Annotated in this window: 22 protein-coding genes; 10 read left to right on the top strand and 12 right to left on the bottom strand. The window is 70.8% G+C overall.

What is annotated here, in order from left to right; genetic code table 11:
- Positions 1-453: 453 nt before the first annotated feature.
- Both QF030_RS38160 and QF030_RS38165 read right to left on the bottom strand, forming a co-directional pair.
- Positions 454-1,374, bottom strand: a complete 921-nt coding sequence (locus tag QF030_RS38160; protein ID WP_307167136.1) for an NADP-dependent oxidoreductase — start codon at positions 1,372-1,374, stop codon at positions 454-456.
- Positions 1,375-1,540: 166 nt separating this feature from the next.
- Positions 1,541-2,179: an HD domain-containing protein gene (locus tag QF030_RS38165; RefSeq protein WP_307167137.1), complete on the bottom strand. Its 639-nt coding sequence runs from the start codon at positions 2,177-2,179 to the stop codon at positions 1,541-1,543.
- A 139-nt stretch (positions 2,180-2,318) separates the two neighbouring features.
- Between QF030_RS38165 and QF030_RS38170 the strand changes: the two genes are divergently transcribed.
- Positions 2,319-3,290 (top strand): GlxA family transcriptional regulator, encoded by a 972-nt coding sequence (locus QF030_RS38170; protein ID WP_307167138.1) that lies wholly within the window; start codon positions 2,319-2,321, stop codon positions 3,288-3,290.
- Positions 3,291-3,494: 204 nt separating this feature from the next.
- On the top strand, positions 3,495-3,779 hold the full coding sequence (locus tag QF030_RS38175; RefSeq protein ID WP_307167139.1) for a DUF7336 domain-containing protein: 285 nt from the start codon (positions 3,495-3,497) through the stop codon (positions 3,777-3,779).
- A gap of 285 nt (positions 3,780-4,064) precedes the next feature.
- On the opposite strand, the gene QF030_RS38180 is transcribed toward QF030_RS38175, so the two are convergent.
- Both QF030_RS38180 and QF030_RS38185 read right to left on the bottom strand, forming a co-directional pair.
- Entirely contained in the window at positions 4,065-4,631 is a 567-nt protein-coding gene (locus QF030_RS38180; protein ID WP_307167140.1) for a hypothetical protein, read from the bottom strand.
- A 236-nt stretch (positions 4,632-4,867) separates the two neighbouring features.
- Positions 4,868-5,026 (bottom strand): hypothetical protein, encoded by a 159-nt coding sequence (locus tag QF030_RS38185; protein WP_307167141.1) that lies wholly within the window; start codon positions 5,024-5,026, stop codon positions 4,868-4,870.
- Positions 5,027-5,465: 439 nt separating this feature from the next.
- Here QF030_RS38185 and QF030_RS38190 point away from each other — a divergent pair, with 439 nt between their 5' ends.
- The 5 genes from QF030_RS38190 (at position 5,466) to QF030_RS38210 (ending at position 11,531) form a co-directional block, all read left to right on the top strand.
- The gene (locus QF030_RS38190; RefSeq protein WP_307167142.1) at positions 5,466-7,049 is read left to right on the top strand and encodes an FMN-binding glutamate synthase family protein; all 1,584 of its coding nucleotides are present in this window, start codon (positions 5,466-5,468) and stop codon (positions 7,047-7,049) included.
- Positions 7,050-7,063: 14 nt separating this feature from the next.
- The gene (locus QF030_RS38195; RefSeq protein ID WP_307167143.1) at positions 7,064-8,827 is read left to right on the top strand and encodes a thiamine pyrophosphate-dependent enzyme; all 1,764 of its coding nucleotides are present in this window, start codon (positions 7,064-7,066) and stop codon (positions 8,825-8,827) included.
- Positions 8,828-9,143: 316 nt separating this feature from the next.
- Positions 9,144-9,581 (top strand): VOC family protein, encoded by a 438-nt coding sequence (locus QF030_RS38200; protein WP_307167839.1) that lies wholly within the window; start codon positions 9,144-9,146, stop codon positions 9,579-9,581.
- Between the two features lie 214 nt (positions 9,582-9,795).
- Positions 9,796-10,467 (top strand): hypothetical protein, encoded by a 672-nt coding sequence (locus QF030_RS38205; protein ID WP_307167144.1) that lies wholly within the window; start codon positions 9,796-9,798, stop codon positions 10,465-10,467.
- Positions 10,468-10,613: 146 nt separating this feature from the next.
- Positions 10,614-11,531: an immunity 49 family protein gene (locus QF030_RS38210; RefSeq protein ID WP_307167145.1), complete on the top strand. Its 918-nt coding sequence runs from the start codon at positions 10,614-10,616 to the stop codon at positions 11,529-11,531.
- 95 nt (positions 11,532-11,626) lie between these two features.
- Here QF030_RS38210 and QF030_RS38215 read toward each other — a convergent pair whose 3' ends face one another.
- Positions 11,627-12,571 carry an alpha/beta hydrolase gene (locus QF030_RS38215; RefSeq protein ID WP_307167146.1) on the bottom strand — a complete coding sequence of 315 codons (945 nt, stop codon included), beginning with the start codon at positions 12,569-12,571 and terminating at the stop codon, positions 11,627-11,629.
- A 278-nt stretch (positions 12,572-12,849) separates the two neighbouring features.
- Here QF030_RS38215 and QF030_RS38220 point away from each other — a divergent pair, with 278 nt between their 5' ends.
- Positions 12,850-14,829, top strand: a complete 1,980-nt coding sequence (locus QF030_RS38220; RefSeq protein ID WP_307167147.1) for an amino acid transporter — start codon at positions 12,850-12,852, stop codon at positions 14,827-14,829.
- A 115-nt stretch (positions 14,830-14,944) separates the two neighbouring features.
- Here QF030_RS38220 and QF030_RS38225 read toward each other — a convergent pair whose 3' ends face one another.
- Positions 14,945-16,000 carry a hypothetical protein gene (locus QF030_RS38225; RefSeq protein WP_307167148.1) on the bottom strand — a complete coding sequence of 352 codons (1,056 nt, stop codon included), beginning with the start codon at positions 15,998-16,000 and terminating at the stop codon, positions 14,945-14,947.
- 448 nt (positions 16,001-16,448) lie between these two features.
- Between QF030_RS38225 and QF030_RS38230 the strand changes: the two genes are divergently transcribed.
- Together QF030_RS38230 and QF030_RS38235 are read left to right on the top strand one after the other, a co-directional pair.
- Complete coding sequence (locus QF030_RS38230) at positions 16,449-17,444, top strand: SDR family NAD(P)-dependent oxidoreductase (RefSeq protein ID WP_307167149.1); 996 nt, start codon at positions 16,449-16,451, stop codon at positions 17,442-17,444.
- A gap of 265 nt (positions 17,445-17,709) precedes the next feature.
- Positions 17,710-18,624 (top strand): terpene synthase family protein, encoded by a 915-nt coding sequence (locus tag QF030_RS38235; protein ID WP_307167150.1) that lies wholly within the window; start codon positions 17,710-17,712, stop codon positions 18,622-18,624.
- Between the two features lie 67 nt (positions 18,625-18,691).
- Here QF030_RS38235 and QF030_RS38240 read toward each other — a convergent pair whose 3' ends face one another.
- From QF030_RS38240 to QF030_RS38260, 6 genes are read right to left on the bottom strand one after another with little or no spacing between them, the layout of a single operon-like run.
- Positions 18,692-19,342, bottom strand: a complete 651-nt coding sequence (locus QF030_RS38240; protein WP_307167152.1) for a CoA transferase subunit B — start codon at positions 19,340-19,342, stop codon at positions 18,692-18,694.
- Positions 19,339-20,094, bottom strand: a complete 756-nt coding sequence (locus QF030_RS38245) for a CoA transferase subunit A (protein WP_307167153.1) — start codon at positions 20,092-20,094, stop codon at positions 19,339-19,341. The genes QF030_RS38240 and QF030_RS38245 overlap by 4 nt, the downstream gene beginning before the upstream one ends.
- Before the next feature lie 17 nt (positions 20,095-20,111).
- The gene (locus QF030_RS40710) at positions 20,112-20,219 is read right to left on the bottom strand and encodes a hypothetical protein (RefSeq protein ID WP_373428870.1); all 108 of its coding nucleotides are present in this window, start codon (positions 20,217-20,219) and stop codon (positions 20,112-20,114) included.
- Between the two features lie 7 nt (positions 20,220-20,226).
- Positions 20,227-20,391 carry a hypothetical protein gene (locus tag QF030_RS38250; RefSeq protein WP_307167154.1) on the bottom strand — a complete coding sequence of 55 codons (165 nt, stop codon included), beginning with the start codon at positions 20,389-20,391 and terminating at the stop codon, positions 20,227-20,229.
- Positions 20,388-21,146, bottom strand: coding sequence for an SDR family NAD(P)-dependent oxidoreductase (locus QF030_RS38255; protein ID WP_307167155.1), 759 nt, complete (start codon positions 21,144-21,146; stop codon positions 20,388-20,390). Before QF030_RS38255 ends, QF030_RS38250 begins: the two co-directional genes overlap by 4 nt.
- Positions 21,143-22,114: a fumarylacetoacetate hydrolase family protein gene (locus tag QF030_RS38260; protein ID WP_307167156.1), complete on the bottom strand. Its 972-nt coding sequence runs from the start codon at positions 22,112-22,114 to the stop codon at positions 21,143-21,145. The genes QF030_RS38255 and QF030_RS38260 overlap by 4 nt, the downstream gene beginning before the upstream one ends.
- Between the last annotated feature and the right edge of the window lie 74 nt (positions 22,115-22,188).

Below are 22,188 nucleotides of genomic sequence, written 5' to 3' on the forward strand. Positions count from 1 at the left end.
TCTCCTCATGCTTCGAAGCACCATTGCTGCGGGCGCCGGGTTGCCGAGGCACGCCGGACGCAAGTACCCGCGAGACGCCGGGCTACCCCCGGACCGCCCTGGCCGCCGGAGGCGCCAGGCGGGGCCCGGGCACAACAACAGTTAGCTGGTGACCCCCGCCGCCCTCCCCGCCGAGGCCGCGCCCGCGTGGTTCTCGGACGGGGTCTACCTGCGTCTGAACCCCTCGGTGCCCGACTCGCGGGAGTACATACGCGACACCGGTGTGGGCGCGGCCGTGTCGGCGTGGTCACCCTGCTCAGCCTGCCGCCGCTGCTGCGGATGATGCGACCGGAAGGCCTGCGCACGGAACAGCACCTGCCCTGCCGGGCTCTCCGCGCCGCCCTCAGGGGCGGCGCGGTGCACGGGTGTGCGCGGCTCGCACCGCCGCAGGCGGATCACGACGGATCTTCTGAGTCAGTCCTCCGTGACCCGAATGATCGTCTTGCCCGGGGTGCGCCGCCCGGGGGTGAACGCGGTGGGTGCCTCGGCGAGCGGCCGCACAGCACCGACGACCGGCTCGAGCCGACCGCTCCTCACCCGCGTGGCGAGATCGGCGAGCCGGGCGCGGTCGGGTTCGACGACGAAGAAGACCGCCCGCCCGTCCCTGGGCTGGATCCTGGGCGGCGTGACGATGGTGACCAGCGTGCCACCGGCCCGGATCAGGGCGGCCGAGCGGTCGAGGATGTCGCCGCCGATCACGTCGAACACGACGTCGGCCTCTCCGGCGTCCTCCAGCTTCTCGCTCTGCAGGTCGAGGAAGGCGTCGGCGCCGAGGGCGAGTGCCCTGTCCCGGTCGGCGGCCCGGCCGGTGCCGATGACGCGCGCGCCGGCCTCGCGGGCGAGCTGTACCGCGATCGAGCCGACGCCGCCCGTCGCACCATGGATCAGGACGGTCTGACCCGTGGTGAGACGGCCGTGGTCGAACAGGCCCTGCCAGGCGGTCAGGCCGGAGATCGGCAGCGCGGCGGCCACGGTGTGGCCGATGTCGGCCGGCAGCGGGGCGAGGTTACGGGCCTCCACCGCGGTGTACTCGGCGAGCGTGCCGTTGCGGGTCCAGTCGGCCAGGCCGAACACCCGCTGTCCGACGCTGAGGCCGGTGGTGCCGTACCCCAGCTCCACGACCACACCGGACAGTTCGTGTCCGGGCACGCTGGGCGTCCGGTCGCGGCCGGCGCGGTCGGTCCACGTGGCGGGCCAGTCCAGCTCGCCGGGGGTGAAGCCGGCGGCGTGCACGCGAACGACGACGTCGTTCTCGGCCGCATGGGGGTAGGGAATGTCCGTCAGGGACATCCCGGCGGGACCGGCGTTGCGGTCGCGCACGGTGATGGCTTGCATGGGGATCCTTACTGGGGGAGGGGTGGACGATCGGTGACGCTGCCTTGCGCGGCCGTCACCACCGCAGTGGCGCCAACGTCATGCCGGAGGCCGCACCCCGCCCGGGACGACGCCCGTCGCGAGGCGCCTCACACGCTCCGGCACCTTCGTTTTCATGGTGCTCCGATCAGCTCGGCCAGGGAGCGCCGATGACGCGCTCGACCGTGGTCGTGCGACGGAAACCCGGAACGAAGTGCTCCAGTACATCCGCATTCACGGTTCCGTTCGTGGTCTCCGGGCGATGCTCGAGTCCCTCGACGAAGGCCTGCAAGAACTCGTTCTTGAAGTCGCCTCGCGGATGGTGGCCGGTGATCTCGTCGACCTGGCCGTGATCCAGCTCGTCCAGACCCCAGCCGAGCACGTCGGTCAGAACCCCGAAATTCGTGACGGCGATCTCAGGGCCCATCCGCCCGGGGACTCCCGGGGTCGTGTGCAGTGCGATCGCCGTCCACACGAGATCGCCGGCCGTTGTCGGAAAACCCCGGTCGAGCATGAACTTGCGTGCGTGGTCGGCTCCGTCGACCTCGAAGCGCTGCTCCACATCGGAAAAGGGCGTCGAGAGGCCGATGTCGTGGAACATGGCCGACAGGTAGAGAAGCTCCGGGTCGGGCTCCAGGCCGAGCCTGCGAGCATGAAGGACGCCGAAGACGAAAACGCGCCGTGAGTGATGGTAGATGAGAGGGCTGGTCATCTTCTGAATGAGGCGGGTGGCTTCGTCGACCGCCGCCGATTCAGGAATCTCCACCCCTGCGATGATCTCGCTCATGACCTCTGCGCGCCTTTCGATATCGGTGTGCTAGGAATGGACGGTGCGTCCGACCTCCACAGTGCCCTCCGACCGGCGTCCCGCGCCGCCTCGGTCCGGCCATGAGTCACCCGAATGCGGACAGGCGGGCGGCGGGGGTGTGGGCTCCGCCGCGCATCGGGTCGCGATCCTCGTCTATGACGGGGTCAAACTCCTGGACGTCGCCGGCCCCGCCGAGGTGTTCGGGGAAGCGAACCGGCTCGGCGCCGACTACGAGATCGTGTTGGTGTCGCCGACCGGTGCCGACGTCACCTCGTCGCTGGGCATCCGGATCGCGGTCGACGGCGCCGCCACGGATCCCGGTCCCGACACGTTCCTGGTGGCCGGTGCGGACGCCTATCCGCGCACACCCGTTCCCCGTGAACTCGTCGAGGCGGTGCGAACGCTGGCGGACCGTTCCGAGCGCGTCGCGTCCATCTGCACCGGAGCGTTCATCCTCGGCGCCGCCGGCCTCCTGGACGGCAAGCGCGCGACCACGCACTGGAAGGTCGCGCACGAGCTGGCCGCGCGCTGCCGGGCCAGCCGCGTCGAACCCGACGCGATCTACGTCCGGGACGGCGCCACGTACACCTCGGCGGGCGTGACCGCCGGCATCGACCTCGCCCTGGCACTGGTCGAGGAGGATCACGGCCCTGATCTCACTCGTGAGGTCGCCCGTGCGCTGGTGGTCTATTTGCAGCGTTCGGGCGGCCAGTCACAGTTCTCCGCCCCACTGCAAGGACCGCCACCCCGCTCTCCGGGTCTGCGCAGAATCACCGACCTGATCACGGCGGATCCCGGGGGGAACCATTCGGTCGGCGAACTCGCCAAGCACCTCAATGTGAGCCCTCGGCATCTCACGCGGCTTTTTCACGATGAGCTGTCCACCACGCCGGCCCGGTATGTGGAGACGATCCGGTTCGGCATGGCGAAAGCCCTGCTCGACCAGGGGCATACCGCAACACAAACGGCATTGCTTGCCGGTTTCCCGAATTACGAAAGCATGCGGAGGGTTTTCGTGAGAAACCTGTCGATCAGCCCCGCCGCCTATCAGCGCCGCTTCGGCACAGCCCGCCGATCCGACGCGGAGTAGCGAATACGGCGAATTGCTCGCTGCACGGGAAAGGCCGTCCTGATTCCGTGACGCGGCTGGGCTTTGTCGTCGATCACGACGTCTCGCGGAGCCAGAGCCTCGGCGAAGTCGCGTGATGCCCGGTTTGTGTTCGTGAGGTCCCAGGAGGTGAGGGGCGCCGAACGTCGCAGGCCCACGAACTCGCGTGCTGATAGCTTCACGTCCATGATCGTGTATCCGCTGTGGCATGTCGGCCACCAGAACCAAGCAGGTGACGCCGGCTCGACAGTGCACGTCGATGAGAGCGGCGTGTTCTGCGAAGAGGCGGACGGCGACGACGTCAAGCTGCTCGGTATCTACTCAACCCTCGAACGGGCTGAAGGACGTATGCGTCAGGCTCGACTGCTACCAGGCTTCCGTGATGAACCGGAGTGCTTCCACTTCGACGTCTGCGAGCTCGATGAGGACCAGTGGACCGAGGGCTTCGTTCGAGTTCCGCCGGGCGAGTAGGCCGGTGGGCAGAGTCCCGGCGGGATGCCGTGCCGTGGTCACGTCAGTCCCAGGGCTTCGGTGTAGTCGCATGACGTTCGGTTCGTGATCATCCGAGGCCCCGGTGTTGATCACTCGTATGGCGCAGTATGCGGTCGGTGGTGCGGGGAAGTCGAGGCGGTACCGGAGTCGGCGGTTGTGCCTGCTCCGGTGGTGAGGGAGCCGCGGTCGGAAATCTCCGAGTCGGCTGCGGCCCCCTCTGCAAGCTCCGGCGGTAGCCGACGCGTGGCCTTCGACAGCGGACGATCAGCCGTCGCGGATCCTTCCGCGTCGCCCCGCCCGTGAGCCCCGGTAGGCGGCACGGCGGATGGTGGCCAAGGCGCCGCCCGGGTGGAATCCGCGAGCGCTGTGCGCATAGATGTCGAAGTCCAGGCTTTCGTTACGCGGTACGGGCAGCGGGGTGCCTACCGTCAGCACCGCGAACGGTCGCCACGACCGGCTCGAAGTTTCGGCGCACAGGTCGAAGACGAGCCCTCCTGTCGCCAGCGCCTCGCTCAGACTCTTCGGGTCGCCGTGCACCGGCGCCTGCCGTGTACGGCGCGGAAAGGCGGCCAGGACGCCGTGGCTGCCGCCGACCCGGTACGGCAGGAGGCTGGAGTAGGGGCCGCCCAGCGCGTCCGCGCGCGCTCGGGGCAGGTGCCGGGTGACCCGGCCCCGCCCGCTGCTGGTGAGAAGCAGGTCGACGGGCCGGCCCGGATCGGCGGCCTGCTCCACACGCACGGCCAGACCCAGTGCGTCGGGCAGCCGACCGGGCAGCCGACCGCCCGGGAGAGACGGATCGTGGCGGCGTGGTGTCCGGGTGTGTCCAGCCACGGCACACCCCGGAGCCCGCCGCCGTCGTCCACGACCTCCAGATCGGCCGTGCAGGTCAGGCCATGCGGATGCAGTGCCGGGGCTCGGCGCAGACGAGCCAGCAGACGAAAGCCGGCTTCCACCGTGCCGACCGGCCATGAAACCGGCGCCGTCCACCGTCGGCGGTCGGCGGCCGGTACTCCGGCGGGCGGCGCCGCGACTTCACCCGTGGGGCCGGCCAGTCGCTTGCCCACTGATCAGCCCTCCTCGGTCTCGTCCTCCCCGACGTCCTCGCCCTCCGCCTGCGAAGGGGTCGTCCGCGGCACGTCGCGACGCTCGGATTCCTCCGGCGCGTCGGCCGACTGGGGATCCTGGTGGCGCTCACCCTCGGCCTGGGACGGGGACTGCTCACTCATGATCGGCCCTCCTTGTCGGTGTCTCGGTGGAAGCCGCTCCTGAGGACTTCGGACCGCTTCCCGGGCCGACCGGGTACCCCCGGCCGGATGACCTCACTCCGGACGGCGCTCGGTGGTGCGCGGCCTACAAGGGTGCTCGCGGGTAACCCGGGTTTCGATGACGTCCGCAAGCCGATGCCGGCCCCCTGTCGGCATCGCGCCAGTCACCGACATGAGCGGTTCATGGGAGCGCCGGGCCGACCGGAGTCCGCAACCCCGACAAAGCTCCACGGGAGTCCGCAGCCCCGATCGGGCTTCACCCCCGCCCCCGCCGTCGGCCCGTTCCCCGTGCGGTGCTCCGGTCAACAGCGAGGTCCGCCGGGGTGCACTTGGCCGGATCTTGCAGCTTTCTTGACGAAGCCGCAGGACTGCACAACGGACCCAGGGCAAGGAGCGAGGGGTGATACGCATTGCAATCGTCGCCCTCGCACTGGCCGCCGGCATCGCCGCGGCCGTCGGCGCGGCCGTCGTCTCGCCCTGGTGGTGCTCGGCCGCCGTACCGCTTCTCCTGCTGGGTCTGCTGGGTGCGGCGGACCTGCTGCAGCGCCGGCATTCGGTGCTGCGCAACTATCCGGTTCTGGGGCACGCCCGCTTCCTTCTCGAGCGGATCCGCCCGGAGCTTCAGCAGTACTTCATCGAGCGGAACTACGACGGTCGTCCCTTCGACCGGGATGTCCGCACCATCGTCTACGAGCGGGCGAAGGGCACGGACGCCGAGCAGCCGTACGGCACCGAACGGGACGTCTACGAGCCCGGCTACGAGTTTCTCGTGCCGTCGATGGCGCCCTGCCCCGTGCCCGAGACACCGCCGCGGGTGCGGATCGGCGGCCCCGACTGCAGCCGTCCCTACGACATGGCGCTGCTGAACGTGTCCGCCATGAGCTTCGGCTCGCTGTCGGCCAACGCGATCCTCGCTCTCAACGGCGGCGCGGCGGCCGGCGGGTTCGCCCACGACACCGGGGAAGGCGGCCTGTCGGAGCACCACCTGAGGCCGGGTGGGGACCTCGTCTGGGAGATCGGCACCGGGTACTTCGGCTGCCGTACCGGGGATGGCGACTTCGACCCTGCCGAGTTCGCCGACAAGGCCGCACACGATCAGGTCAAGTGCGTGTCCCTGAAGCTTTCGCAGGGCGCAAAACCGGGCATCGGCGGGGTCCTGCCCGGCGCGAAGGTCAATGCCGAGATCGCGAAGGTACGGGACGTGCCCGAAGGGCGGACGGTGATCTCGCCGCCGTACCACAAGGTGTTCTCCACCCCGCGCGAACTCGTCCGCTTCCTCGCCCGGATGCGTGAGCTGTCCGGGGGCAAACCGACCGGATTCAAACTGTGCGTCGGCTCGCGGCAGCAGTTCCTCGCCGTGTGCAAGGCCATGCTGGCGGAAGGCACCACCCCCGACTTCATCATCGTGGACGGAGGCGAAGGAGGCACCGGAGCCGCGCCCTTGGAGTTCGCCGACCACGTGGGAACCCCGCTCACCGAAGGACTCCTCACCGTCCACAACGCCCTCGTCGGCGCGGGTCTGCGCGACCGCGTCCGGATCGGGGCCAGCGGCAAGATCGCCACCGGCACCGACCTGGTCAAACGTCTGGTACAGGGCGCCGACTACGGCAACTCGGCGCGCGCGATGATGTTCGCCGTCGGCTGCATCCAGGCCCAGCGATGCCACACCAACACCTGCCCCACCGGCGTGACGACGCAGGACCCCCGACGCGCCCGCGCCCTCGACGTCCGCGACAAGACGCCGCGCGTCCAGCGCTTCCAGGAAGCGACCGTGGCCGGCGCCCTGCAGATCATGGCTTCCATGGGTGTCACCGACCCCGCCGAGCTCCGCCCGCACATGATCCGCCGGCGCGTCGACCCCTACACCGAGCGCTCCTACGAGGAACTGTACGAGTGGCTCGAGCCCGGGCAGTTGCTCGACGGCCCTCCTCACACCTGGGCGGCCGACTGGAAGACCGCCGACCCCGACCGCTTCACCGTCTGACCTGGAGGAATCAAGTGGCCCGTACTGTCGCCCGCGTCATCGTGGACGCACTGAGCGAACTCGGCGTGCGCCAGGTGTTCGGCGTGGTGGGAGACGCGCTCAACCCCCTGACGGACGCCATCCGCACCACCGGGAACCTGGAGTGGGTGGGCTGTCGGCACGAGGAGGCGGCGGCGTTCGCCGCGAGCGCCCAGTCACAGCTCTCCGGCACCCTCGGAGTCTGCATGGGCACGGTCGGACCCGGTTCGGTCCACCTGCTCAACGGGCTGTACGACGCGGCCAAGAGCCACACCCCCGTCCTGGCGATCGCCGGCCAGGTGCCGCTGGCCGAGATCGGCAGCGACTACTTCCAGGAGGTCGACAACGACGCTCTCTTCAGCGACGTGGCCGTCTTCCGCGCCACCATCACCTCACCCGACCAACTGCCCCAGATGCTCGAGACGGCCGTGCGCCACGCCCTGGGCCGCAAGGGCGTCGCCGTCCTGACCGTCCCCGGCGACCTGGGCGAACGCGAACTGCAGTCGGACCGCCCAGCCCGGTTCTCCCTGAACGCTCCGCTGAGCCGGCCGGAGGAATCAGCCGTGCGGAGGGCCGCCGGACTCCTGGACCGCGCCGAACGGGTCACGCTGCTCGTCGGACGGGGCGCGCGCGCCGCGCGCGAGGACGTGCTGACCCTGGCCGACCGGCTGGCCGCGCCCATGGTGCTCACGCTCAAGGCCAAGGAAGGCTTCGAAGGCGACGCCAACCCCTTCCAGGTCGGCCAGACCGGACTGATCGGCAACCCGGCCGCCGCGTCGGCCCTGCAGGACGCGGACACCCTGCTGCTCCTGGGGACCGACTTCCCCTACCGGGACTGGTATCCGGAGGGGAGGACCGTCGTCCAGGTGGACACCGAGGCCGCACACATCGGACGGCGGGTGCCCGTCGACATCGGCCTCGTCGGCGACACCGGCGCGACCGTCCGCGACCTCCTCGTGCATCTCGCCGCAGCGCCCGGCGAGGAGGACGGTGTGCGTGACCGCTCGCATCTGGAGAAGGCGCGTAAGCGTTTCGAGCAGTGGCGCGAGGGCCAGGCACGGCTGGCCGACCCGGCTCACGACAAGGGTCTGCTCGGCCGGGTGCGCTCCTCGCTCGACAACCGGACTCACGACATCCGGCCGGAGGCGCTGGCGGCCGCGGTCGACCGGCTGGCCGCCGAGGACGCCGTCTTCACCTCCGACACGGGCATGGCGACGGTCTGGCTCTCGCGCTTCGTCGAGATGCGGGGTGAGCGGCGGCTGATCGGTTCGTACAACCTCGGCTCCATGGCCAACGCGATGCCGCAGGCACTGGGCGCCCAGGCCCTGGACCGCCAGCGTCAGGTGGTGGCCTTCTGCGGAGACGGCGGGCTGAGCATGCTCCTCGGAGACCTCATGACGCTCAAGACGCAACGGCTGCCGGTGAAGCTCGTCGTCTTCGACAACCGCCGTCTCGGCATGGTCAAGCTGGAACAGGAGCAGGCCGGGCTGCCGGAGTTCGGCACGGTGCTGGACAACCCGGACTTCGCCGCCGTCGCCACGGCCATGGGCATCACAGGGATCCGGGTGACCGACCCGGCCGACCTGGAGGATGCCGTACGGCGCGCCTTCGACGCCCCCGGGCCGGTGCTGCTCGACGTGCTGACGAACCCGGACGAGATCGCGGTGCCGGCGAAGCCGACTGTCGAGCAGGGCTGGGGGTTCGCGGTGGCCAAGGTCAAGGAGATCGTGCGCAGTCACGGGGACGACAGCGCGGACTGACGCGGCGGCAGCGGTTCCGAAGGGCCTGTCCCGCGGCGCCGCCGGTCCTGCGTGGCCGGCGGGTCGCCGTCGTCGACGCGCGGGACGGCGCGGAACCGTCGGCCCGGGTGTGCGGCGGCCGCTCGCACACCCGAGCCGACCACCCGGGCGGGGGGCAGCGCGTACTCGTCCCGCACCGCAGGAACCGGCGTTGCCGGCGCAGACGTTCGACGGCGGGCACACACGCTCCGAACGCCGGTGGACAGGTCACGGTAGACCTCGACGGCTTTGTCTGCGCTACCTGTTCGGCCCGGTTCGGCTCGGTAGCATGCAACGCATGGCCATCAAATTTGAGAACGTCGGCATCGCCGTTCGCGACCTCGAAGCAACGATCTCCTTTTTCACCGACCTCGGCCTCACGGTCCTCGGCCGTGACACGGTCAGTGGTGAGTGGACCGACACCGCCGTCGGCCTTGATGGCAATCACGCCAACATCGCGATGCTCCAGACGCCAGACGGTCACGGTCGCCTCGAGCTCTTCGAGTACATCCACCCCGAAGCGATCGAGTCGGAGCCCACGCGTCCCAACGAGATCGGCATGCATCGCGTCGCCTTCTCCGTCGACGACATCGACGCGGCCCTGGAGACAGCCGCAAAGCACGGATGCTTTCCGCTTCGCGGTGTGGCGACCTATGAGGACGTCTACAAACTTACGTACGTCCGCGGTCCGAGCGGCATCCTCGTGATGTTCGCCGAGGAGCTGAAGAAGAGCTGACGGCTCCTCAGGCAGGGAAACCCGGCTTCGAGAACGGCCGCCGACGCATTCGGTGAGACGAATGAGGTGTCTGCCACGGCGGCCCACTCCAGCCGACTCCTCTGCGCCCAGGCCGGCAGACGGAGATCGCTGAGTCGCCGGTGGACGTGTTCGTCCAACTCGTAGTCTGGGTCCGCCGGGTAAGGGAAGAGTCTCGAAGCAGACGGGGTAACTCATGGGAAGCGCACGCAAGTTCCTCATACCGGTCGGTGCCGCAGCAGCGCTGCTCACGGTCTCGGGATGCTCTGAGGACAAGCCGGCCGCCCAGGCCTCCCCGTCGGAGCTCGCCCACTACACGGCGGCTCCCGGTCCGGCCACTCCGGCGCAGAGCCCCACAACGGCCGCACCGGTGGAATGCGTGAAGACCCGTGGTATGAGCGTCGAGCAACTGACCACCTATCTCAAAGAACTGCGCAGCGGCAGCGGCGAATACCGCTCCAGGGGTCTGACCCTGGACTCCTCCGGCCTGAACTTCACCCCGGAGGCGACCCGGAGACCGTGCGAGGCGGTCACGGTGAAGCTCGCCCGCTACTGGGTGGAGGTGGAGAAGACCAGGGAGGCGACCGCCGTCACCCCGGCCCGCTACGAGTACCGGTACACGCTGATCGACGTCACGGCCCACAAGGCGGGCCCGCAGGACGGCAGAGTCCCCGACACCGCGCCGCCGGGGGGCTCCGACTGCCAGGGCTCGATTTCGGTGGCCTACCTCGGCGAAGACATTCCGCAGGAGTCCCTGCCGTACGACTTGGAGCTGGCCGATACGACAGGCCCTGTACCGGTGGAGGTGGCCGGGGACGGAGTGCTGTCCGCGATGTACGTCTCACCCCTCGGCGTGGAGTCCTGCTGAAGCATGCTCGCCTCGCGTGACTGCCGTCGGGGGCGTGACGGCCCGGATCGGCGGCACCGAAGAAGGCCGGCTGGTCGCGGCCCACGGTCAGAGGCGTTGGTAGCTTGCTCATGCCCGCCGGAAGCGATCAGGGGAGGACGCCAGCCGTGCCGGAAGTGACCCGCCACAAGGTGAGCGAACTGCGGATCACCCATGCGCTCGACGACATCTACAGGCGCACGTCCGTCCATTGGCGCGAGTTGTACTACTACGTGAGTCTGAAGCGGCTCCAGGAGATGGGCGGAGAACTTCTCGATCACGCCGCCGCCTCCACCCTGCAGGACCCCGCCCTCGGCTCGCCCCTCTCCCGCACGGTCCTGAGCACCGCGGCGGAGTGCGCCCTCGGAGTGCTGAGCGTCGGGGCTTTCCCCAAGGGCGACTTCGAGATCCCCCTGCCGCTCGTCGGCGAGACGCTCAGCAGCGCGGATCCCGGCTGTGCGCCTGCCGCCGAACTCGTGCCCACGGCGAGAACCTGGCTGGACGCGTTCACGCTGTGCGTGATCAGCGGCGCGATCGGGGAGGCGAAGCGGGGCATCGGTCTTGTCCTGCGAAACGACTACGCGCCCGCCATTCACGACGGGGTGCCGTACTCGCCGCTGGAGTCGCGGTCGGGTCCGGCGGACCTCGTCGAGATGGACGTGCTGTGCGGCTACCTCACCAGGGCGAGCAGCCACTTGCCGAGTGGGTGGCCCACCACCACGCTGTGCATGCCCACAGCCGACGAGCGCGGCGAGGCGGCACGACGGCTGGACGCTCTCGTCGCGCTGTCGCCCGACCAGCGTTTGCTCCGCGTGCTCCTGCAGGACGACCAGCGGGAATTCGAAAGGGCTCTGGTGGACCGTCTGATCGAGTACCGCGAGAGCCGGCCCGCCGACGCCGCGCCCAGAAGCCTGCTGCCGATCGGTGCCATCGCCTTGGCCGCACTGGCGGTCCACGTACACGGGTGGGAGCTGAACACCCGCTCCGGCTACCTACCGGAGGGCCTGCTGCGCGCGTCACAGGGTGCTCCAGGGGCCGGTGCCTGACCGTCCTCCCATGACCGTGAAGGGGTTCGAGCCGGGCGGACTCGCCGCAGAGCGTTCCGGCCGGGCACGGAAGGTCGCCGCTGCTTCACGAGGCGTCAGCCGACCAGGGCGAGCAGGTCGACGACGTCCGCGAAGACCCTTTCTCCCGCCTCCGCGGCGGCTGGAGAAAGGGTGTCGAGGGTGAGGAATCCGTGGATCATGCCGACCTCGCAGCGGTGTCTGACCGAGACGTTCGCGGCGGCCAGCCGGGCGGCATACGCGTCGCCCTCATCCCGAAGTGGATCGTGTTCCGCGGTGACGACAACGGTGGGCGGCAGGCCGCTGAGATCGGCGGCATACAGTGGGCTGACCTCGGGGTCGGCGCGCCGGGACGGGTCCGCGACCCACTGCTCGGCCCCCCATGCGACGTCGTCGGTCGTCAGGCCCCACCCCGTCGCCTTCGAACGCGCGCTGGGACAGGACAGGGTGAGATCGGTGTTGGGGTACACCAGGACCTGGGCGGCGGGCAGCGGTCCCCCTTCATCGCGCAGACGCAGGCACGCGAGCGCCGCGAGGTTTCCGCCGGAACTGTCGCCCATGACGACGACCGGCCCCGCGACACCGCCGTCTTCGCCGGAGGCGGCCCACCGGATGGCGTCCACACCGTCATCGACAGCGACCGGCCACGGATACTCCGGAGCACGGCGGAAATCTACGCTCAGCACGGCCGTGCCGGTCCTGAGCGCCAGCCTGCGGCACGCCCGATCATGTGACTCCAGATCGCCGATCGTCCACATGCCTCCGTGAAGGAACACCACCAGTGGCCGGAGCGCCGCTGAAGGCCGGTACAGGCGGGCCCTCACGCCGGACGAGCCGACCGTCAGATCCTCGACGTGCGCCAACCCGGGCCCTGACGGCCGGGCTTCGGCGCGGAGTCGCTGCGCACGCCGCAACTCCGCCACGCCCACGTCCCGAGCGGGAGGCCCGGGGTCCTGTCGCAGGGCCTCGATGAAGGCCGTCAGTTCGGCATCGGCGAGTGGAGGGGTGATCGGTTCGGCCATGCAGGCAGGATGCCAGCTTGATCGCGCGGTCGTGCCCTGTGCGGACAGCATGACCATCCGGCCCGCCGCCAGGGCACCACCGAACCCTGTTCCCCGGCGGACGATCTTCTGTGATCGGTGCGCACGTCGCGTGTGCTGCGGGGAAGAAGAGCGGGGACGCGTGCTCCCCGAGGAAGTGTCCCCCCTGTGCGGCGGAGGCGCCGGGGGGCCGCATACTCGGTGATCGTCGCGGGGCCACAGGGCCCCGGACGCCGGGCGGGTTGAAGGGTGCTGGAGACATGACCGACGTGAACGATCTGGCCGCTGTGGATGTGGTGGAGCATCCTGCCGTACCGCAGCGCCAAGGCGGCGCTGCGGCGCGGTGGTTGCTGCGACACCGGGTGCAGGCGGTCAATCCTGCGGCGGAGACCGGCGCCGGCGAGTCCCATGCCTGGTGGAAGGTGATGTGCCTGACCGGCGTCGACTACTTCTCCAGCCTGGCCTACGTACCGGCCATCGCCGCCCTCGCAGCCGGCGCGGTCTCACCGCTGGCCACGCTGCTGCTCGTGGTCCTGACCCTGCTGGGAATGCTGCCGATGTACCGGCGGGTGGCCGGCGAGAGTCCGCACGGGGCCGGATCGGTGGCGATGCTGGAGGACCTGCTGCCGTTCTGGCGGGGCAAACTGTTCGTCCTCGTCCTGCTCGGGTTCGTGGTGACGTCGTGGATCATCACGATCACCCTGTCCGCGGCCGACGCCTCCGTGCACATGGTGGAGAGCTCCTACGCCCCGCAGGCCCTGCAAGGCCACGAGGTCGTCATCACCGTGGCGCTTCTGCTGCTCCTCGGCGGGGTGTTTCTGCTCGGGTTCAGCGAAGCCGTGAGCGTGGCCATCCCCTTGGTCGCCGTCTTCCTCGTGCTCAACGCGGTGACCATCGGCGTCGGCCTGATGGACGTGTTCACCAGCCCGGACGCCTTCTCGGCGTGGACCGGCGCACTCACCGAGGGCCGGGGATTCGGTGACCTGGCCGGGCCCGCGCTGCTGGCCTTCCCTCTGCTGGTGCTGGGCCTGTCCGGATTCGAGACCGGAGTGAGCATGATGCCGCTGATCTCCGCCGAGGGCGAGACCGCCGAGCAGAGGCTGAAGTCCCGCATCCGCAACGCCCGCAGACTGCTCACGACGGCCGCACTCGTCATGAGCGTCTACTTGCTGGCCGCGAGCCTCGTGACCACCGTCCTCATTCCGCACAAGGAGTTCGAGGCGGGCGGCGCGGCCAATGGCCGGGCCCTGGCCTGGCTGGCCCACGAACACGTGGGGGAAGCCTTCGGCACCGCCTACGACGTCAGCACCATCCTGATCCTCTGGTTCGCCGGCGCTTCCGCGATGGCCGGACTGGTCAACATCGTTCCGCGCTACCTCCCCGCCTACGGCATGGCCCCCGAATGGGGCCGCGCGGTACGCCCCGTCGTCCTGGTCTACACAGCTCTGTGCGTCATCATCACCATCGCCTTCGACGCCGACATCGACGCCCAGGCCGGCGCCTACGCCACGGGCATCCTCGCCATGATGGTCTCCGGCGCCTTCGCCGTCACCGTCTCCGCGCTGCGCCGCCGCCAGCGCGCCCTGTCCGTGGGATTCGCCGCGCTCACTGCGGTACTGCTCTACGCGCTGGTGGCCAACATCATCGACAAGCCGGACGGCATCACCATCTCGGCGATGTTCATCGTCGGCATCATCACCATCTCGCTGATTTCGCGCATCTCACGCACCACCGAACTGCGCGCGGACAAAGTCGTGTTCGACGAGACCGCCCGCCGGTTCGTCTCCGGCACCCTCGCCCACGACAACGCCATCAACATCATCGCCAACCGCCGCCAGGCGGGAGACGCCGCCGAGTACGCGGACAAGGAACGCGAGCAGCGTGCCACCAACCCGGTGCCCGGCCTCGCCGACATCCTGTTCCTGGAGATCGACGTCGTGGACCCCTCCGACTTCAGCGAGACCCTCACCGTCCACGGCGTCGAGATCGACGGACACCGGATCCTGCGAGCCGCGGCCCCGGCCGCCCCGAACGCCATCGCGGCGATCCTTCTCACCCTGCACGAGACCACCGGCGTACAGCCGCACTGCTACTTCGCCTGGGCCGAGGGCAGCCCCCTGACGCACATGTTCCGCTACTTCCTCCTCGGCCGCGGCGACACCGCCCCCCTCACCCGCGAGATCATCCGCCAGCACCAACCCGACCCCGCCCGCCGCCCGGGCATCCACGTCGCAGGCTGACAGTCCCGGGGGACGGCACCGCGCGGCGCCGTCCCCCGCCCTCCACTGTCTCCCGACGGGCAGAGCAAGCACCGTGGCACTGCGGGCACCTGCCGGGCACCCGCCGTGGGGCCGGTCAGTCGCCCCCGCCGCCCCCGCCGTCACCCCCGCCGCCGTCTCCGCCGTCGCTGCCGCCGTCTCCGCCGTCCGCGCCCCAGCCGTCGCCGCCGCCGGATTCGTTGTCCTCGCTCCCCTTGCCGAGGTTGGTGAACCAAGGGCGGTCCCAGCCTTCGTCGGTGGCGACGGGCTCGCCCCCGCTCACCGCGCGCCGCTCCGACCGGAACCGCGCCGAGCCCGTCGTGTCCCCGAGCCCGAAGGCGACGGCGAAGACCTGCGCCATGACGGCGTCCAGCGGGTCAAGGCTCTCGTACTGCGCAGGGGCGAGCGGCAGCAGGACCGTGCCCGGGTCGAGCGCCGGCCGGCGCGGAGGCCTCGTCAGCAGGGCGACACAGCGTTCGTCGCGCAGCAGCCGCGAGGTCAGCGCGTTCTCACGTCGCAGCACCCAGTGCAGCGCGGGCAGTCGCACCTCGGCGTACCTCTTGGATCTGCGCAGCTTCTTCTTCAGGGTGAGTTCCGCCGCGACGTCGTCGACCGTGAGACGCAGGCCGCCGGACGGTTCAGTGCCGTAGGGGTTGAAGCCGTGCGGTGCTCGGATGCGCACGACGGGGGAGTGCGGCCCCCAGACGTCCACGCGCACCAGACGCCGGTCCACGGCGACGGTGATCGGTCCGGCCGGGCCCGGGGCGACGCGCCGCGCGATCCAGAGCGGCACCTCCTCGGCCCGGGCCCGGTCCGCCAGGGCGGCCACCCGGGAGGGCCCGCCACATCGCCGTACCGCCAGTTCTCCGAGCCTGCGGGCGAACTCGCCGCTCCGCCGCACCCTCACCGGCGTGGCGGTGCCCGTGACGCGGGTCACCGGCACCACTCCCGCACCCTCCGCGAGCCGGTCCAGCGGCCGTTCCGTCCCACCGCCTCCGAGCCAGCGACCGCGCTGGAACGCCTCGGCCATGGCGGCGAGGTTCAGCTCGTTCAACGGCGTGATCCGGCCACCGTTGCGCAGGTGGTGCTCGGTCAGTTCCACGATCCGCGCAAGCGGGTTCCACGAACGTTCGCCATAGAGCACCTGGTTCACCACTACCCCCGTATACACATTCGGCTCAGCCAGGCCCACTGTCACACACCTCGGCGGAGCCCTGCCACGGGGGTGCGGCCCTGTCCGGGAGCACACGCTCGGACGGCGGTCGCAGACAGGTGCCGGTCTGTCGGCCCGGAGAACGCCATCGCACGGGCGCGGCGGCGTCCCGCCTCGCTGACGTCTGGTCCGGGCCCGGTCGACCGAGGACCTCCGCGCCGTCTGCCTGATCACCCGGCGTCAGGTTCGACGGCTTTGTCAGGAGCCCAGGACAGTGAGGCCCGCCCACAGGGACGCCCTTCGGTGCAACGGCGCGTGCCGGAGCGGTCGGTGGCACGTGTGGCGGGTGCGGATGCGTCGGGTCGATTCCCGCGCTCCCTGTCCGGGTCGCCGCTGTCGGGGCAGGGTGTGCGGGGATCGCACGTCTTTCCGGGAAGGTGGTGACGAGGTGGACGAGATCCGTTTCGAAGATCGCGTGGTGGTGGTGACGGGCGGCGGCCGCGGGTTGGGCCGGGAGTACGCCCTCGTCCTCGCGGCGCGGGGCGCGAGGGTGGTCGTCAACGACGTGGGAACGGGGATCGACGGGCGAGGGGCGTCGCCGTCGCCCGCGCACGCGGTGGCCGAGGAGATACGGCTCCTCGGCGGGCAGGCGGTGGCGGACGTCCACGACGTCGCGACCGTGCTCGGCGCCCGGGCGCTGACCCGTGCCGCTGTCGAGCGTTGGGGGCGGTTGGACGGCCTGGTCAACAACGCGGGGATCTCGATCATGCGCCCGCTGGGGGAGCTCTCCGACGAGGAGTGCCGACGTGTGCTGGACACCCATGTGGGCGGAACCCTGAACATGGTGCGGGCCGTGTGGCCGCACATGGTCGCGTCCCGGTACGGGCGGATCGTCAACACGTGCTCCGATGCCCTCTTCGGCGATACCGGGCTCAGTGTGTACGCCGCAGGCAAGGGCGGTGTGCTGGGGCTGACCACCTCGCTGGCCGCCGAAGGAGCCCCGTACGGCATCAAGGCCAACGCGGTCGTACCGATCGCCGCCACCCGTATGTCCCTCGAAGCGCTCCAGGGCGACGAAGCGATGACCGCCCTGCTCACCGACCTGTTCCCCGCCCGTCTCGTCGCGTCCGTGGTGGCCCTCCTGGCCCACGAGTCGGTGCCCTTCACCGGGGAACTTCTGCACGCGGCCGGCCGCCGCGTCGGGCGGATCTTCCTGGGCGTCACCGAAGGAGTGCTGTGGAAGGAGGACCCCACGCCCGAGTCGATCCGCGAGCAACTGCCCGCCATCCGCAGCACCGAGGCGTTCCGCACGCCGCAGAGCGTCAGTGCGTCCATGGCCTTCTCCCTCCAACAGCTCGGCGTCGGCGGTACGGAGCCGCTCGCGCTGGACCTCGCGACCCCGGCCCCCGGGAACGAACACCCCGGCGGCCCTGCCGACAGCTGAGACGGGGTGCGTCGAGGACCGCTACCCGCCGATGCGGAGGAACACCGGGCGCTGAGGAGGGCCGGGACACCAGCGCCCCCCGTACCGTGCTGCTCTCCATGGACACCGGGAGGACCCCGTTCCGCAGGACATCGACTTCGACCTGCCCGCCGTCGCGGGGGTCGGCCCCGGGCTCGACGAGGCCCGTCGGCACAACCTGGCATGGGTTCGACGCCTCGGTCTGGTCACGGACGACCGCGCCGCCGCCTGGTACGCCTCCTGGGACATGCCCCGGCTGGCCGCCCTCGGCTTCCCCCACGCACGGGGCCCCGCCCTGAACCTGTGCGCGGACGCGATGGGCTTCTTCTTCCTCTTCGACGACCAGTTCGACGGCCCGCTCGGCAGGGACCCTGCCCGGACCACCCGCGTGTGCCAGCAGCTGATCGACATCGCCCACGGCGCCAACGCGCCCGCCGACGCCGACCCCTGCACGGCGGCGTTCGCCGACATCCGGGCTCGCGGCACCCGCGGCGCCCACCCTGCCTGGACCGCCCGTACCGCGCACGAATGGGAGTACTACTTCGCCGCACACGCCCACGAGGCGATAGGCCGCCTCCGCGGCACCCCCGCCGACATGGAGACCTACCTCCACGTACGCCGCGGCGCAGCCGCCACCGACCTGCCGCTCTCCCTCGCCGAGCGCGCCGCCGGCATCACCGTCCCCGCAGCGGCCTTCCACTCACCCCAGCTGCGCATCATGCGCCAGACGGCCATCGACGTCACCCTGATGTGCAACGACGTGTACTCCGTGGAGAAGGAAGAAGCCCGCGGCGACGTGGACAACCTGGTCCTCGTCCTCGAGCACGCCCGCCACCTCACCCGTGCCGAGGCCGTCACGGCCGCGGGCCGCCAAGTGAACAGCTGCGTCCGGCGGTTCCGGGAACTCGCCGTGCAGTTACCCGCCCTGTGCGCCCAGCTCGGACTGCGCCACCAGGAACGGGCCGACGTGGACACCTACCTCCAGATCATGACCGCGTGGATGAGCGGCTACCACGCCTGGCAGACCGAGACGCTGCGCTACCGCACCGCTCACGAAGTCGTCCCGGCGCCGGGCCCCGGCTACCTCGACCAGATCCTGCACACCCGGCCCCGCAGCACGCCCGGCCGGGGCACGCTTCCACCGCACCGGCCAACCCGATGACCGGGGCAACGTTGCCACGGTCGTGGCGAAGGACTCGGTCATCTGCGCACAACGCGCCGGCCGTTGCTCAGCGGGCGGTGCCCTCGGTACCCATCCGCACGGGAGCGTCGGTGCGGGCGGTGATCTCCTCGGGGGTGACGTCCGGCGCGGTCTCCACCAGCGTCAGGCCGTCGGGGGTGATGTCGAGGACGCCGAGGTCGGTGATGATCCGGTGGACGCAGGCCTCCCCGGTGAGGGGAAGCCCGCATTCTCGGACGATCTTCGGGGTGCCGTCCTTGGCGGTGTGGTCCATGAGGACGATGACGCGGCGGGCGCCGTGGACGAGGTCCATCGCACCGCCCATGCCCTTGACCATCTTGCCGGGGATCATCCAGTTGGCCAGGTCGCCGCGGGCCGAGACCTGCATGGCGCCGAGGACGGCGGTGTCGATGTGACCGCCGCGGATCATGCCGAAGGAGAGCGCGGAGTCGAAGAAGGAGGCGCCGGGCAGGACGGTGACCGTCTCCTTGCCCGCGTTGACGAGGTCGGGATCGACCTCGTGGTCGTACGGGTACGGGCCGGTGCCCAGGATGCCGTTCTCGGAGTGCAGGACGACCCGCACGCCGGGCGGGAGATGACCGGGGATCAGGGTGGGCAGGCCGATGCCGAGATTGACGTAGGAGCCGTCGGTGAGTTCGGCGGCGGCGCGGGCGGCCATCTGGTCGCGGGTCCAGCTCATGGGCGTACGGTCCTCTTCTCGATGGGCTTGTCCGCGGCCTCTTCGGCTCCGAGCCGTACGACCCGCTGGACGTAGACGCCGGGCAGGTGGACCTCGTCGGGGCGCAGCTCGCCGGGCTCGACGAGTTCCTCGACCTCGGCGACGGTGATCCGGCCGGCCATGGCGGCCGGGGGGTTGAAGTTCGCGGCGGCCCGGCGGAAGCGGAGGTTGCCGTGCCGGTCGCCGCGCCAGGCCCGTACGAGGGCGAAGTCGGTGGTGATGCCGTACTCCAGGACGTGCGGGCGGCCCGCGAAGTCGCGGGTCTCCTTGGGCGGGGAGGCGAGGGCGACCGAACCGTCGTCCGCGTAGCGCCAGGGCAGTCCGCCGCGTGCGACCTGGGTGCCGACTCCGGCCGGGGTGTAGAACGCGGGGATGCCCGCGCCACCCGCGCGCAGCCGCTCGGCCAGGGTGCCCTGCGGGACCAACTCCACCTCCAGTTCGCCGGACAGGTACTGACGGGCGAACTCCTTGTTCTCGCCGACGTAGGAGCCGGTGACCCGGCTGACGCGGCCGGCGGCGAGCAGCACACCGAGGCCGCGGCCGTCGACGCCGCAGTTGTTGGAGACGACGGACAGACCGGTGGCGCCCTGCTCGTGCAGGGCGCGGATGAGGACTTCGGGTACGCCGCTGAGGCCGAAGCCCCCGACGGCGAGCGAGGCGCCCTCGGCGATGTCGGCGACCGCCTCGGCGGCGGTGCCGATGACCTTGTCCATGGTGCGTGTGCTTCCTTTCAGTCGGTGGAGCCGGGCGGGACGCCGGACCAGCCGCCGTCGACGAAGAGGCCGGCGCCGGTGAGGTACGCGGCCTCGTCCGAGACGAGGAAGACCGCCGCGTTCACGATGTCGTCAGGGACGCGGACTCGGCCGAGCGGGGGTCTCGACGGCCTCCTCGTGCAGGAGATCGCCGCCGACGACCAGCGCCCCCTCGGCGGCGAACCGCAGGGCGGCGGCCCGGACCTGGCCGCGTGAGGTGCCGGAGATCAGGGCCACCTTGCCCTCGGGTCGCCTCACGGACCTGCCTCCGGGGCGCGCAGGGCGTCGGACACCGACTTGACGCCGCCGTGCGCGGTGAGGCCGCCGTCCACGGGAATCTCCGCGCCCGTGATGAACGACGACTCGTCACTGAGCAGGAAGACGACCAGCGGGGCGACCTCGGCGACGGTCCCGGTCCGGCCCAGTGGCGTCTCGGCCACGTTGGCCTCGCGGAACGCCGGAGCGGCCGAGGCGGTCATCTCGGTCTCGATGAAACCGGGATGGATCGTGTTGACGCGGATGCCGCGCGGGCCGAGCTCCATGGCCGCGGTCCTCGACAGGCCGCGCAGGGCCCACTTGCTGGTGGTGTAGGCGACCGGGTAATGAGCGGTGAGGGCCGCCGAGGAGCCCACGTTCACGACGGAGGAGCCGGGCGGCATGAGGGGCGCGAGATGCTGCAGGCCGAGCAGCGGACCGATGACGTTGACCGCGTGGACGCGGGCCATGTCCTCGGAGCGGACCTCGCCGAGGCGGGCTCGCCAGGTGATGCCCGCGTTGTTGACCAAGCCGTGCACCTGCCCGTACGCCGCCTGCAGCTCGCCGGCGAGCGCGGCCCACTCCTTCCCGTCGGTGACATCGAGCCGGCGACAGCCGGGCACCTCGGCCACATCGGTGGCGATGACGCGGGCACCCTCACGGCTGAGGGCCTCGGCCGCGGCGGCGCCCTGACCACGGGCCGCACCGGTGACGACAACGACCTTGCCGGGCAGCCTCCTGGCATACCGATCGCTCACAGCCGCTCCCGGGTGCGGCGCCTGCCGGTGGGCAGCGGGACGGGGGCGGCGCCGGGGACGACGGTGTTGGCGAGGGTGCCGATGCCCTCGACGGTGAGGGAGACGGTGTCGCCGGGCTTCAGCGGCGGCGGGGTCCGCTCGCCGCGCCGGCCCCACAGTTCGGCGAGGCAGCCGCCGTTGCCGCAGGTGCCCGAGCCCAGGACGTCACCGGGCACGACCCGGGTGCCGCGCGAGGCGTAGGCGGTCATCTCCTCGAAGGTCCAGCTCATGTTGGACAGCAGGTCCTGGCCGACCTTCTCGCCGTTGACCTCGGCGGTCAGGGCCAGGCGCAGGAAGCCGTCGGCGTCCCGGTACGGTTCCAGCTCGTCGGCGGTGACCAGGTACGGGCCGAGGGTGGTGGCGGTGTCCTTGCCCTTGCAGGGGCCCAGGCCGACCCTCATCTCCGCGCTCTGCAGGTCACGGGCGGACCAGTCGTTGAAGACGGTGTAGCCGACGATGTGCTCGCGTGCCTGTTCCGGGGTGAGGTCGCGGCCCTCACGGCCGATGACGGCGCCCACCTCGAGTTCGAAGTCCAGGACGGCCGATCCCGGCGGCACGGGTACGTCGTCGCCCGCGCCGTACACCGCGTGCGGGTTGGTGAAGTAGAAGGTCGGCGCGGCGTACCACGCTTCGGGGACGCCACCGGTCCCCTCGACGGCGCGGCGCACCCCCTCGACGTGCTCCTCGAAGGTGACGAAGTCCCGTACCGAGGCGGGCTGGAGTGGCGGCAGGAGCCGCACCTGGGAGACGTGGGGGCCGGGCGGCACGTCCAGGGCTGTGGCGCCGGCGGCGAGCAGCCCGGGCAGCCCGCCGGTCTTCGTGAGGAGAGCCGTGAGCGAGGTGACGCCCGGCAGCGGGAGCAGGGTGCCGTCCTCCTCCACCACGGCGACGCGGCGGCGGTGCTGATGTTCGTAAGCGGCGAAACGCATGGTGCGGCTCCAGCTGGGAGGGATCGGTCGAGGCGGTACCCGGGTCGCCGCAGACCTTCGGCGAGCAACGCGAG

The organism is Streptomyces rishiriensis, assembly GCF_030815485.1.
GTDB classification, from domain to species: domain Bacteria; phylum Actinomycetota; class Actinomycetes; order Streptomycetales; family Streptomycetaceae; genus Streptomyces; species Streptomyces rishiriensis_A.